Here is a 13,636-nt window from a genome sequence, read left to right as displayed (position 1 = left end):
GGGAACAAGCCGATTGGACCGTTGCGCGACTCAGCGGGCCGTTCGAAAACGATCCGCATCGAAGTAGCGACACGGGCGGCGGGGCATAGCCGATTCAGGGGACGTGCATGAAAACCGATATCAAAGTCGAGGTGGACAGGCTCGCCGCCGATCCGCGCATTACCGACTATGATTTCTGGCGCTCGCTGAAGAACGTCAACAACGAGATCTTCCACATCGCCAACAACAATGAGCCGATCCCCTTCGACATGATCCGCTGGCGCGTCATCCTTAAGCAGGCCCGCATGAAGCGCGGCCACGCCTGACGCTGCGGGTAGAGCGGCCACTTCCGTTGACGACATTCCAGGGGTTTGACCTCAACCCTGTCGCCTGATCGCCGCCAGCGGCGAGCGCGCCACCACCGGCGATGACTGGATGATCGCCGTGTTGGTCATCGCGTAGGGAATGATGCGGTCGATCACCCGTTCGAGTTCGGCCATTGAGCCGACATGCGCCAGCGCGATGAAACAGTCCTCGCCGGTTACCCGGTCGCATTGCGCGATCTCGGGCAGGTCGCGGATGATCTCGGCCACGACGGCGAGCTGCCCCGGCACCGGCCGGATGCGCAGCCATGCCGACAGGTTCAGGCCAAGCGCCGCCGGATTGATCCGCACGCAATAGGCTTCGATGACGCCGCTCTCCTGAAGCTGCTTGATGCGCTCGGACACGCTCGGCGCCGACAGGCCGACGGCGCGCGCCAGCTCGGCCGTGCTGGCGCGCGCATCTTTTTCCAGCAGGCGCAGTATCTTCAGATCGACCGCGTCGAGGTCGAGATTTTCGTTTCGAAGGCGCTTCATCAAAAACTCCTTGCATCCGGAAAGCGACCGAGGTCCCTGAACGACCACTGCCCATATCAGACGGAAAAAATACCTGCGATACTGATCCGATGAACGATCGGACGCAAGTCCAAACCTCGCCCACAGGTGCGGCCTTTACCAGCCTGCCGACATCGCTGCCGCCGCATGTCTGGTTCTGCGTCAGCGCCGTGTTCCACTATCTCGGCCCTGCCTTCGCCGTGCTTTTGTTTGCGCAGATCAGCGTGCTTGGCATGGCCTGGCTGCGCATCGCCACCGCCGCGTTGATCTTCGCGCCGCTGACGCGTCCGTGGCGAACCTTCGCCCAGGCCGATCGGTCGACACGGCTGCTGCTGCTCGCCTTCGGCGTCTGTCTGGCAGTGATGAACTGCTCCTTCTATCTGGCGCTCGACCGCCTGCCGATTTCGCTGGTGGCCGCGATCGAATTCGTCGGCACCATCGGCGTCGCGCTGGTCGGTCTCCGAAGCGCGCGCAATCTCGCTGCCCTTGCCGTCGCCGTGGCCGGCACCTTGCTGCTGATCGACGTCAAATGGTCCAGCGATCCTATCGGCCTGTTCTGGGCCTTCCTCAACGGCGCGCTGTTTGTGGGCTATATCGTGCTTGGCCACCGCGTCGCCGCTTCAGGCGCCGGCGGCGGCATTGCCGGGCTCGGCGCCGCGATGGCCGTGGCCTTCCTGGTCGTGCTGCCGATCGGCCTCACCGACGCGTTGCCCGCCTTTTTCTCCGCGCCGCTGCTGCTGGCGGCCATCGGCGTCGGCATCTGCTCCTCGGTCATCCCCTATATCTGCGACCAGCTCGCCATGGCGCGGCTGCCGCGGTCGAGCTTCGCGCTGATGCTGTCGCTGCTGCCAGTCACCGCGACGCTGATCGGCATTCTCGTGCTGCGCCAGATCCCCGGCATCAGCGACTGCATCGGTATTGCGCTGGTGGTGGCCGGCGTCGCCTTGCATAGGCCTGCGAGCACGCAGTAGATCCTCCGCTAAGCCAGTTTCTCCTTCAGGAAGGCGACGGTCCGGCCCCAGGCGAGATCAGCCGCCTTCTTGTCATAGCGCGCTGCCGAAGTGTCATTGTTGAAGGCGTGATTGGCGCCTTCATAGACATAGACCGTGTATTCGACATGCGCGGCATCGAGTTCCTTCTTGAAGGCGTCGATGCCGGCATTGGTCCGTTCGTCCAATCCGGCATAGTGCAGCAGCAGCGCCGCCTTTATCTTGGAAACGTCCGCGGCCTTCGGCTGCATGCCGTAATAGGCGACACTTGCCGCCAGATCAGGCGCGTTCACGGCGAGCATGTTGGCCGTGCCGCCGCCCCAGCAGAAACCGACGACACCGACCTTGCCGTTGCCGTCCTTGTCGGCCTTGAGGAAAGCCACCGTCGCGACGCCATTGGCGACGGTCTGCGCCGGATCCAGCTTGGTGAACATGTCGCGCGCCTTGTCCTCGTCGGCGGGCGTGCCGCCGAGTGGCGATAGGAAATCCGGAGCGAGCGCCACGAACCCCTCCAGCGCCACGCGCCGGGCGACGTCGCGTATATGCGGGTTGAGCCCCCTGTTTTCGTGGATGACGATGACGGTGCCGAGCTTGCCCGCCTGGTCCGCCGGCTTGACAAGATAGCCCTTCATCTCGCCGCCGGCGCCAGGATAGGCGATGTCCTGGCCTTTCACGCGGGGATCGTTCTCGGCGACGATGGCCGCCTGGGCGGAATTCGCCGCCAGCATCGGTGCGATCGCCGCGGCCGCCGCCCCTGACCCGGCAAGCCGGGTCAGCTGCTCCATGAAGCGGCGGCGATCGAGTGTCAGATGCGTGTATTCGTCATAGGCATCGATCATCGCCTGGGTGATCCCAGGCTTTGCGGGTCTAGTGGCGGCTGCTTTGGTCATGGCGCATTCCTCGGCTTCAAGCTTCAGTACCGGAGCTACATAGGAGCGCGGCTGGCCCGGTCCAGCCTGGATGGGCGCTGCGGCGAGCATTGCCCGCAGCCGGCAATGTCGGCGCCCACATCACATTTTGGTCATCGCCATGAATCCTGCAGGCACCTGCCACAACAATAAGGGAAACTGCGTGCTACCGATGCGCCGTGCCATCCCGTCCCGACCAGAAGGAGCGCCGCCGATGACCATGCCGATCCTCACCAGCGCGTTCGTCCTTGCCCTGGCCGCCGCTCAGGCATTACGCTTCAGGCTTGCGGACGCAGGCAGGCGGTCGATGATCGAGCTTCGCATCGGCCGGGACCACTGCACGGACCCGAAATTCCCAAATTTGAGGTGAGACCATGAACGTCCAGGATATCGTCAACACCGTCTCGCAAAAGGCGGGCCTCGACCAGGCAACGACCGAGAAAGTCGTCGGCACCATCTTCTCGGTGCTGGAGCACGAGGCGGAAGGCACCAAGGTTTCGGGTTTCTTCGCCAAGATTCCCGGCGCCGATGATCTCGCCCGCCAATACGACGTCATGGCCGCCGGCGCGGCCGGCGGTGGTGGCCTGCTGTCGTCGCTGCAAGGCGCGCTGGGCGGTGTTCTCGGCGAAAAGGCCGGCGCACTGATCAACGGCGTCGCCGCGCTCAAGGCTTCCGGCCTCGACATGGCGCAGATCAGGCAGGCCGGCGCCACGCTGATCCAGCAGGCCGAAGCCGCCGCCGGGCCTGATCTCACCAATGAAGTGCTCGGCTCGGTACCCAGCCTGAAGAGCCATCTCGGAATCAGTTAGGGCGCGATCCTGCGAGACCGCACCCGTTCCTACTTCGGCAGCGCATACGCCATCACGTAATCGCCGGGCTTGGTGCCGACCGAGCCATGGCCGCCGGCGACGATGACCACGAACTGGCGCCCGTCAGCCACCGTATAGGTCATCGGCGTCGATTGCCCGCCGGCTGGCAGGCGCGCCTGCCAGAGCTGCCTGCCTGAGGTCAGGTCGTAGGCGCGCAGGTAGTCGTCGACCGCGGCGCCGAGGAAAGCCACCCCGCCGGCGGTGATCATCGGCCCGCCAATGCCGGGCACGCCGACCTTCAGCGGCAAAGGCAGCGGCGTCATGTCGTAGACCGTGCCGTTCCTGTGCTTGTAAACGATCTGTCCGGTCCTGAGGTCGGCGCCGGCGACATAGCCCCATGGCGGCGCCTGGCACGGAATGCCGAGCGGCGACAGGAACGGTCCCATCACCACCGCATAAGGAGCGCCGTCATTTCGGTTCAGCCCCTGCTCGCTGCCCTTGGCGTCGCCTGGCGGCGGCACGTCCGCGCGGGGCACAAGCCTGGAGGTGAAGGCGAGATAGGTCGGCATGCCGAACAGCACCTGCCGGGCCGGATCGACCGCCACGCCGCCCCAGTTGAAGACGCCGAAATTGCCGGGATAGACCAGCGTGCCCTGCAGCGATGGCGGCGTGTAGCGGCCCTCATAGCGCAGCCTGTGCAACGCAATCCGGCACGCCAGCTGGTCGAACATGGTGATGCCCCACATGTCGGCATCGGTCAGCGGCGGCGGATTGAAGGAAAGGTCCGACACCGGCTGCGTGGGCGATGTGTGGTCGCCTTCGATGGCGCCGCCGGGCGCCGGCACTTCCTTGACCGGGATGACCGGCTCGCCGGTGCGCCGGTCGAGCACGTAGAGGTCGCCCTGCTTGGTCGGCCCGACCAGCGCCGGCACGACCGTTCCGTCGGTCTTGGTGATGTCGACAAGGCTCGGCTGCGCCGGCACATCCATGTCCCAAAGGTCATGATGCACGGTCTGGCGCACCCATTTCAATTGCCCCGTATTGAGGTCGAGCGCGGTGATCGAAGAGGAGAATTTCTCGACATTGGCGCTGCGGCCGGCGCCGAGCTGGTCCGGCGTCTGGTTGCCGAGCGGTATGTAGAGCAGGCCGAGTTTTTCGTCGGCACTCGGCGTCGACCACATGTTGGGCGAATTGGCGGTGTAGGTCTGGCCTGCCGCCAGGGGCGTGGTCTGGTCGGGATTGCCGGAATCCCAGTTCCAGATCAGCGCGCCCGTGGAGGCATCGAAGGCGCGGATGACGCCGGAGGGCTCCTGCGTGGAATAATTGTCGTTGACCGCGCCGCCGACGATGATCTTGTCGCCTGATATCAGCGGCGCCGATGTCGAATAGTAATAGCCGGACTTGGGATAAGGCATGCCGGTCAGAAGGTTCAGCGTACCGCCTTCGGCAAACGCCTGACAGACCTGACCGTTGGCGGCGTCGAGTGCGATCAGCCGCGCATCCGAAGTCGGCAGGTAGACACGCGCGGCGCAAGGCTGCCCGGCACCAATCTTGGCATCGGCGTAATAGGAGACGCCGCGGCAGGTCTGGTGCTGGCGGTCCTTGTCGAGCATGACCTGGGGATCGTAGCGCCACTTCTCCTTGCCAGTGGCGGCATCGATGGCGATGGCGAAATTGTGCGGCGTGCAGATGTAGAGCGTGTCGGCGATCTTCAGCGGCGTCACCTGATAGGTGGTCTCGCCGACGTCGTCGGGACCTTTCACATCGCCGGTGCGATAAGTCCAGGCCGGCTGCAGGTTGGCGACGTTCTCCGGCGTGATCTGGTCGAGCGGCGAATAGCGCTGGCCATAGGGCGTGCGGCCGTAGAAGTGCCATTCGCCGGCAGGTATGTCGCCGCCGAGATCGGCCGCCGGGGTCACCTTGTCGATGTCGAGATTGCCGGCAATATCCTTGGGATCGGTCGTCATTGAATAGCCGGCGACCGCCAGCGACGCCAACACGGCGAGAATGAGCGGCGCGCGGCCATCGGGACCAACAAGGCCCCGCCTCGCCCACGGCGTCAGCAGCCACAACGCGACGAGCACGATGATGCCGCCGCGCGGCCCGAGTTCCCACCAGTCGAAGCCGATTTCCCAGACCGCCCAGGCAAGCGTGCCCAGCACGATCGCGGCGTAGAGCCAGAGCGCGGTGGATCTGCGCCGGTAGAGCAGCCATGCTGCGATGAGGAAGGCGATGCCTGATATGATGTAGTACCAGCTACCTCCCAGTGAAGCCAACCAGATGCCGCCGGCGCCAAGCGCGAGGCCGATGAGGAGGAGAATGAGGGAGGTGATGGTGACAGCCAAGATGATACTCCTTCGACTGTTGCGCGCCTCGAGGCGGCCGTGGGCAACAGGATCCCCTCCCTGCCCTTTGCGCAGCTTTCCCTCACCCGCCCTGCCTGTCAAGCAGGCCGGAAACAATCAGGGGTGGAACAAAACGTAGACAGTTCTGGTCTTTCTCCGCCGAATCACTACATTCGGGGGCGATGTCCGGCTTTTCCGAAGACATGCCCTTTTTCGATGAACCCGATGCGCGGCCCACCGCCCCGTCGGGCATCGCCGCGCGCGCCATGGCTGCCCGCAGCGGCCACAACAACGCGCCCGACTATCTCAAGGGGTTGAACCCCGAGCAGCGGCTGGCGGTGGAAACCACCGAAGGTCCCGTTCTGGTGCTGGCCGGCGCCGGCACCGGCAAGACGCGCGTCTTGACCACCCGCATCGCCCACATCCTGGCGACCGGAAAAGCCTTTCCCTCGCAGATCCTGGCCGTGACCTTCACCAACAAGGCCGCACGCGAGATGAAGCAGCGCATAGGCATCCTGATCGGCGAAGGCAATGTCGAGGGCATGCCCTGGCTCGGTACCTTCCACTCGATCGGCGTCAAGCTCCTGCGCAGGCACGCCGAGCTTGCCGGGCTGAAATCCGACTTCACCATCCTCGACACCGACGACGTCGTGCGGCTGATCAAGCAATTGATCCAGGCCGAGGGCCTCGACGACAAGCGCTGGCCGGCCAAGCAGTTCGCGCAGATGATCGACGGCTGGAAGAACAAGGGGCAAGGCCCGGCTGATATCGCCGAGGGCGATGCGCGCAGTTTCGCCAACGGCAAGGGCCGCGAGCTCTACAAGGCCTATCAGGAGCGCCTGCAGACGCTGAACGCCTGCGATTTCGGCGATCTGCTCTGCCACCCTATCCGCATCTTCCGCGCCAATCCGGACGTGCTGAAGGAGTATCATAAGCGGTTCAGATACATTCTCGTCGACGAGTACCAGGACACCAACACCGCGCAATACATGTGGCTGCGGCTCCTGGCGCAGCGGCCAAATAGCGGGCGTAGCGCGACGTCTACGGATTTGCATTCGGCCGAAGGCCGCAAGCCCGACCGGGCGTCCGAGCCTTTGCGAAGCCCCTCCCGCGACGCCGAAGGCGCGCAGAAAAGAGGGGTCGGGCCCGCGCCGGCAGGCGCGGAACAGCCCGTGAGCGAAAACAAAGTAAACATCTGCTGCGTCGGCGACGACGACCAGTCGATCTATGGCTGGCGCGGCGCGGAGGTCGACAACATCCTGCGCTTCGACAAGGATTTTCCCGGCGCCACCATCATCCGGCTGGAGCGCAATTATCGTTCCACCGCGCATATCCTCGGCGCCGCTTCGCACCTCATCGCCCACAATGAAGGCCGCTTCGGCAAGACGCTGTTCACCGATCGCGACGATCCCGAGGATGGCAAGGTCAACGTCCACGCAGCCTGGGATTCCGAGGAGGAAGCGCGCGCTGTCGGCGAGACCATCGAGGCTTATCAGCGCCAGAAGCACAATCTCAACGACATGGCGATCCTGGTGCGGGCGTCCTTCCAGATGCGCGAGTTCGAGGACCGCTTCGTCACGCTCGGTCTCAACTACCGCGTCATTGGCGGCCCGCGCTTCTATGAGCGCATGGAGATCCGCGACGCGCTTGCCTTCTTCCGCGTCGTCGCGCAAGGCGCCGACGATCTCGCCTTCGAGCGCATCGTCAATGTGCCCAAGCGCGGCCTCGGCGAAACCACCATCCGTCAGATCCACGACACGGCCCGCGCGCTGCGTGTACCGATGCTGGAAGCCGCTGCCAAGCTCGCCGAGAGCGATGAATTGAAGCCCAAGCCGCGCGCCGCATTGCGCGAGGTCGCCGCCAATTTCGAACGCTGGCAGAAGGCGCTGGAAACCACGCCGCATACTGAGCTCGCCGAGACCATCCTGGAAGAGAGCGGCTACACCGACATGTGGAAGAACGACCGTTCGGTCGAGGCGCCCGGCCGGCTGGAAAACCTCAAGGAGCTGATCCGCTCCATGGAGGAGTATGAATCGCTGCGCTCCTTCCTCGAACATGTCGCTCTGGTCATGGATGCCGAGCAGAACGCCGAACTCGACGCCGTCAACATCATGACGCTGCATTCGGCCAAAGGCCTCGAGTTCGAGACCGTTTTTCTCCCGGGCTGGGAGGAAGGCCTGTTCCCGCACCAGCGCGCGCTGGACGAAGGCGGCCGTTCCGGCCTGGAGGAAGAGCGCCGGCTGGCCTATGTCGGCGTCACCCGTGCCAAGAAGAACCTGCACATCTGGTTCGTCTCCAACCGCCGCATCCACGGCCTGTGGCAATCGACGATTCCCTCCCGCTTCCTCGATGAACTGCCTGAAACCCATGTCGAAGTCGCCGAAAGCGGCAACTCCTATGGCGGCTACGGCAATTCCTATGGCGGCGGCTCGTTCGCTTCCGGCCGGGGCGGCCAGGGGGCAGGAAGACAGAACCCCTATGGCGCCTCGCGGTTCGACAATGTCGGCGCCGAAAAATCCGGCGCCTTCTCCAACAGCTACGCCACGCCGGGCTGGCAGCGGGCGCAGCAGAACCGCACCGAGGCGACCGATCGCAACTGGGGCTCGCGCTCCGGCCACCAGGTCGAGCGCATCGGCTATGGCGAGACCGACAGCGGCTACGGCGCCGGCCGCACCTCGATCAAGGGCCGCACCATCGACGGCGAACTGGTCGCCAAATCCGTCGCCGACACACCGTCCCCCTTCAACGTCGGCGACCGCGTCTTCCACCAGAAATTCGGCAACGGCAACATCGCGGCCATCGAGGGCAACAAGCTGACCATCGACTTCGACAAAGCCGGCCAGAAACGCGTGCTGGACGGATTTGTCGCGGCGGTGTGAGAAAAATGGACACTGGCTCGGGTAAGGAGCTGGCCGAAAAATCCTGAGGTTTTCTTGTGAAATCGAAGTAGATTTTGATGCTAATTATATTTGCGATTTCACAGCTAAAATTGATTGGAATCAATTCCAATAGCGTGGACGTCCGGAGTGAAAGGAACTTTCGGTAACCACCCGGGCCGGACCGCTCAATCCACCTTCTTCTCGCCCGCCTCGCCAGCCTTGACGATATCGCCGGTGGTGAACAGGATTTCCTTCAGTTCCGCGCGCCAGTCCTGCTTCCGACGCAGCAGGAATTCGAGGTCCATGCCGAAATGCTTGAACTCCTCGCCTTGCGCGTTCTTCATGATGGCGCGGGCCTGCGGGTCCTTCTCCACCGACATGCGCTGTTCATACCAGGAGATCGCTTCCGCTTCCTCGATCAGCGAGGTGATCATGCGGGCGAAGGTTCGCACCTCCTGCGACAATTCTTCGGGCGGTTCGTGGTACTGGTCGAAACCCATGTGGTCGTCCTCCCTCAATGGCTCGCAATGCGAGCAGGCACCGGCCGTGCCATGAATGCATGAGAGGTGCAGCAGGTTCCGGATCGCACCCACAATTCAGGACGATGAGAGGAATAAGCTATCTCACGAGACCGGCGCCGCCCCGCCCTGTTCGGTGCGGCGCGCGATGAATTCATCGAGCACAGCCGACGTGGCAATGGCCGTCGCCGGCGGCTCGAAATCGGCGAGGATGCGCTTCCAGATACCGGTGGCGCGTTCGGTTGCGGTCTTGGAACCGGCCTGCGTCCAGTTGCCGAAATTCGACCAGTCGGCCACCAGCGGCTCGTAGAAAGCGGTGCGGTAGCGCGCCATGGTGTGACCTGCCGAGAAGAAATGGCCGCCGGGCTGCACTTCGGCGATCGCCTCGAAGCCGATGGCATCGTCGTCGCCGGGCGTGGCGGCGCACAGTTCAGCCACCGTCTGCAACGCCTCGATGTCGGTGACCAGCTTTTCGAAGGAAACGCTCAGCCCCCCCTCCAGCCAGCCGGCGGCATGGATGCACACGGTGGCGCCTGCCAGCACCGAGCCCCACAGCGCAAACTGCGTCTCATGCGCCGCCTGCGCATCGGAGATGTTGGCCGCGCTGCCGCCGCCCGAACGCCACGGCAGGCCGGTGAAGCGCGCCAGTTGGCCGGCTCCGAGCGTCGCCTTGATATGCTCCGGCGTGCCGAAGGCCGGCGCGCCCGATTTCATGTCGACATTGGAGGAGAAGGAGCCGTAGACGACAGGAGCGCCCGGCCGCACGATCTGCGCCAGCGTCAACCCGGCCAGCGCCTCGGCATGCTGCAGCGTCAGCGCGCCGGCCACCGTGATCGGGGCCATCGCACCCGCCAGGCAGAAGGGTGTGATGATCAGGACCTGGCCCGCCCTGGCGAAGTCGATGATGCCTTGCGCCATCGGGATGTCGAGCTGGCGCGGCGAATTGGTGTTGATGACGGTGTAGCAATGGGCGCCCGAGCGGAACTCGTCCTCGGACAGCCCGCGCGCCAACCTGATCATGTCGAAACTATCGTCGACCTGCGGGGTGCCGCGCGCGAAGATGAAGGGAAGCTTGTCCGACAGGGTCAGTTGCGCCCGGTTGACGGCGTAGTGGCGAAAACGGTTGTCGATGTCCTGCGGCTCGACGCAAGGTCCCAGCATGTGCAGCACGTCGAAATGCTGCACCAGCTTGATGAACTCCTCGAAGGCCGCCAGTGTGCCTGGTCGGCGGCCGCGTTCGAGGTCAGTGACGTTCGGCGCGCCGCACCCGGCCAGGAAGGTCATCGACCCGAGTTCCAGCGTCAGATCGCGGGAGCGGTCACCGGCATGGGTCTGGATCGATTTTGGCGCCGAGGCCAGTGCAGCCGCCACCATGTCGCGGCCGATCCGCACCATGTCGGTTTCGGGGTCGATCAGGGCGCCGGCGCGAGCGAGCAGGTCGCGCGCCTGCGGCAGCAGAACCTTGATGCCCAGCTCTTCCAGCACGCGCAGCGCCGTGTCGTGGATCGAGGCGACGTGGTCGTCCGAAAAGATTGGCTGCGGCAGGAACGGGTTCTTCAGCGAGCGGTAATTGGGCCGGCGGCTGCTCTCGCTGCCGGCCTCGCCGATGCGTCCTCGCCGGCGCTCGCGCCTGCCTTCGCGTGCCGCGTCATCGATCATCCGGAAACCTCCTCATTGCCGCATCGCCTTGCCCAAGGGATCGTAGGGCGAAGCCGGAATGACACGCGCCGGCCGCTCGGTGCCGACAATGTGCACGCAAAGCGCCGTTCCTTCCTCGGCAAAATCGCCATCCACCAACGCTAGCGCGACGCTCTTGCCGATCGTGTAGCCAAAGCCGCCGGAGGTGACGAAGCCGACGCGCCGAGCGCCGTGCCAGACCGGCTCGAAGCCGCTGGCGTCCGCGTCGATGGCATCGACTTCCAGCGTCACGATCCGTCGTGCAACACCGGCCTTGCGTTCCTCCAGCGCCGCCTCGCGGCCAATGAAATCGCCCTTGTCGAAAGCAATGAAGCGGTCGAGCCCTGTCTGGCCGGGCGTGTAGCCTTGCGTGGATTCACGCGACCAGATGCCGAAGCTCTTTTCCAGCCGAAGCGCGTTGAGTGCGTAATAGCCAATCTCGGCGAGGCCGAGATCCTCGCCGGCGGCAAGCAGCGTTTCGCGCAATGTGGCATGCATGGTGGCCGGGCAGTTGATCTCGAAGCCGAGTTCGCCGGCGATGGAGAGGCGAGCCATCCTTGCCCGCACCATGCCAATGTCGAATTCGCCGCATGCCATGAATGGCAATGCTTTGGGGGAGATGTCCTGGTGCGTCGTGCGCTCGACGATCTTTCTGGCATTGGGGCCGGTGACCAGAAAGCCCGACATCGCATCTGAAATATCGGTGACGCAAACGCCTTCAGCCATATGCGCTTCGAACCAGCGCATGTGGAATTCGCGCAGATAGTAGGAGCCCATCAGCCAGTAGTCGCCATTGCCCCAGTTGAAGACGGTGAGATCGCCCTTCAGCCGCCCGTCCGGCCCGAGCATCGGCGCCAGCCTCGCCTGTCCCGCCTTCGGCAGCCTGCAGGCCAGCAGCCTGTCGAGCCAGGCCTCCGCGCCCGGTCCCGTGATCGCGTAGCGCGCATAGGCCGAGATATCGATGAGGCCGGCGGCGCGCCGGACTTGCAGCGCCTCGTCACCGACGATGTCGAAGGCGTTGGAGCGCCTGAGCGTCGTCTCCTCGCGGAATCCCATCGGCGCGAAATAGGCGGGGATTTCCAGCCCCCAGGAAGCCGTCCATTCGCAGCCCGCCGCACTCATGCCGTCATAGGCGCCGGGGCGTTTCAGCGGCCGGCCCGCAGGCAGCCGTTCGTTGGGAAAGGTCATGACGAAACGACGAGAATAAAACTGTCGCGTCGTCTGCCTGAGATATTCCCGGTTTGCGGCGAAGGCGCCGTAGCGGGCGATGTCCATGCCGAAAATGTCGGCCTGCGGCTCGCCGTAAATCATCCACTCGGCCAGCGACTTGCCGACGCCGCCGCCCTGGCTGAAGCCGGCCATGACGCCGCAGGCGACCCAGTAATTCTTCAGGCCGCGGACCGGCCCGACGATCGGATTGCCGTCCGGGGTGAAGGTGAAGGCGCCGTTGACCCATTTGCGGATGCCTGCCGTCGCCAGGCAAGGGAAGCGCTCATGCGCCTTGGCAAGTTCCGGGCCGATGCGGTCGATGTCTTCGGGGATGAGCTCGATGCCGTAATCCCACGGCGCGCCGTCCATGTTCCAGTGCTTCGGGTTCTGCTCGTAGACGCCGAGCAGCACGCCCTTGCGCTCCTGCCGCAGATAGGAAAAGCCGTCGAGATCGACGGCCAGGCCGATCTCCTTGTCGAGGGCAGCGACTTCCGGAATGTCCTCGGTGACGAAATAATGGTGCTCCATCGGCGTCACCGGCAGTTCAACCCCGGCCATGCGGCCGAGTTGCTTGGCCCACAACCCGCCGGCATTCACGACATGCTCGGCGGTGATGGTGCGTTGCTCTGTGACGACATCCCAATGGCCGTCGGCGCGCGCCTTCAGCTCGACCACGCGGTTGCGCAGGATCACGTCGGCGCCGCGCTTCTTGGCGGCACCGACATACGCATGCGTCGTGCCGTAAGGGTCGAGATGGCCCTCGTTGGAATCGTAGAGGCCGCCAAGCACGCCGGTGACGTCGACGATCGGGCAGATCGCCTTGATCTCGTCAGGCGTCACCAGCCGGGCGGTCTCGATGCCGACCGACTGGAATACCGCCCAGGCCGATTTCAGCCACTCCCAGCGCGCCGGATCGCTGGCGATGTTGACGCCGCCGGTCATGTGCAGGCCGACGTCCTGGCCGGATTCGGCCTCGATCTCTCGGTAAAGGTTGATGGTGTAATCCTGCAGCGCGGCGACATTGGGGTCGGCATTGAGCGCGTGGAACCCCGCCGCCGCATGCCAAGTCGACCCCGCCGTCAGTTCGGCGCGCTCGATCAGCGCCACATCCGACCAGCCGAACCGCGCCAGGTGATAGAGCACCGAAGCGCCCACCACTCCTCCCCCGATGACGACTGCGCGGTAGTGAGACTTCAAGGCTTCCCTCCCCGGACTGTCCGAAACCGGCACCATATACGTACTGTACATAAGTGTCTAGTACTGCGAACAGCTCCTGGACGCTGTCGAACCTGTGTTGGAACGATCGATTTTCCGGCGCGGCCGCACTTCCCCAGCAGCGTCGCGGCGGGCCGACGCGAATGCGTCACCAACTGTCATGCAAGCATCATGTTCGCGCCTTAGACCGCTTGCCGAGGGCACAAGCGGCCCTCCAGGGCGGCAGCCTCGCC

11 protein-coding genes are annotated in these 13,636 nt (G+C 64.6%); 5 read left to right on the top strand and 6 right to left on the bottom strand.

The window, feature by feature from the left end; genetic code table 11:
- Positions 1-107 precede the first annotated feature (107 nt).
- Positions 108-305 carry a hypothetical protein gene (locus tag FJ953_RS03425; protein ID WP_140495286.1) on the top strand — a complete coding sequence of 66 codons (198 nt, stop codon included), beginning with the start codon at positions 108-110 and terminating at the stop codon, positions 303-305.
- Between the two features lie 51 nt (positions 306-356).
- Here FJ953_RS03425 and FJ953_RS03420 read toward each other — a convergent pair whose 3' ends face one another.
- A complete protein-coding gene (locus FJ953_RS03420) occupies positions 357-836 on the bottom strand; it encodes an Lrp/AsnC family transcriptional regulator (RefSeq protein WP_140495284.1) in 480 nt (159 codons plus the stop codon).
- A gap of 89 nt (positions 837-925) precedes the next feature.
- Here FJ953_RS03420 and FJ953_RS03415 point away from each other — a divergent pair, with 89 nt between their 5' ends.
- Positions 926-1,825, top strand: a complete 900-nt coding sequence (locus tag FJ953_RS03415) for an EamA family transporter (protein WP_140623152.1) — start codon at positions 926-928, stop codon at positions 1,823-1,825.
- Between the two features lie 8 nt (positions 1,826-1,833).
- Here FJ953_RS03415 and FJ953_RS03410 read toward each other — a convergent pair whose 3' ends face one another.
- A complete protein-coding gene (locus FJ953_RS03410) occupies positions 1,834-2,733 on the bottom strand; it encodes a dienelactone hydrolase family protein (RefSeq protein ID WP_140623150.1) in 900 nt (299 codons plus the stop codon).
- A 232-nt stretch (positions 2,734-2,965) separates the two neighbouring features.
- Here FJ953_RS03410 and FJ953_RS30370 point away from each other — a divergent pair, with 232 nt between their 5' ends.
- On the top strand, positions 2,966-3,121 hold the full coding sequence (locus tag FJ953_RS30370; RefSeq protein WP_181171994.1) for a hypothetical protein: 156 nt from the start codon (positions 2,966-2,968) through the stop codon (positions 3,119-3,121).
- Between the two features lie 4 nt (positions 3,122-3,125).
- The gene (locus FJ953_RS03405) at positions 3,126-3,560 is read left to right on the top strand and encodes a hypothetical protein (protein ID WP_140516555.1); all 435 of its coding nucleotides are present in this window, start codon (positions 3,126-3,128) and stop codon (positions 3,558-3,560) included.
- A gap of 29 nt (positions 3,561-3,589) precedes the next feature.
- Here the strand turns inward: FJ953_RS03405 and FJ953_RS03400 are convergent, their stop codons facing one another.
- Positions 3,590-5,905, bottom strand: a complete 2,316-nt coding sequence (locus FJ953_RS03400) for a glucose/quinate/shikimate family membrane-bound PQQ-dependent dehydrogenase (RefSeq protein WP_140623149.1) — start codon at positions 5,903-5,905, stop codon at positions 3,590-3,592.
- A gap of 182 nt (positions 5,906-6,087) precedes the next feature.
- Here FJ953_RS03400 and FJ953_RS03395 point away from each other — a divergent pair, with 182 nt between their 5' ends.
- Entirely contained in the window at positions 6,088-8,784 is a 2,697-nt protein-coding gene (locus tag FJ953_RS03395) for a UvrD-helicase domain-containing protein (RefSeq protein WP_140623147.1), read from the top strand.
- Between the two features lie 185 nt (positions 8,785-8,969).
- Here the strand turns inward: FJ953_RS03395 and FJ953_RS03390 are convergent, their stop codons facing one another.
- The 3 genes from FJ953_RS03390 to FJ953_RS03380 form a co-directional block, all read right to left on the bottom strand.
- Positions 8,970-9,284, bottom strand: a complete 315-nt coding sequence (locus tag FJ953_RS03390; protein WP_140567336.1) for a hypothetical protein — start codon at positions 9,282-9,284, stop codon at positions 8,970-8,972.
- Between the two features lie 123 nt (positions 9,285-9,407).
- Positions 9,408-10,961, bottom strand: coding sequence for a trimethylamine methyltransferase family protein (locus FJ953_RS03385; RefSeq protein ID WP_140623145.1), 1,554 nt, complete (start codon positions 10,959-10,961; stop codon positions 9,408-9,410).
- A gap of 12 nt (positions 10,962-10,973) precedes the next feature.
- Positions 10,974-13,385 (bottom strand): FAD-dependent oxidoreductase, encoded by a 2,412-nt coding sequence (locus FJ953_RS03380; RefSeq protein ID WP_140623143.1) that lies wholly within the window; start codon positions 13,383-13,385, stop codon positions 10,974-10,976.
- Positions 13,386-13,636 lie beyond the last annotated feature (251 nt).

It is taken from the genome of Mesorhizobium sp. B2-3-6 (assembly GCF_006442305.1).
Classification (GTDB): domain Bacteria; phylum Pseudomonadota; class Alphaproteobacteria; order Rhizobiales; family Rhizobiaceae; genus Mesorhizobium.
This window is presented reverse-complemented; position numbering and strand designations above follow the sequence as displayed.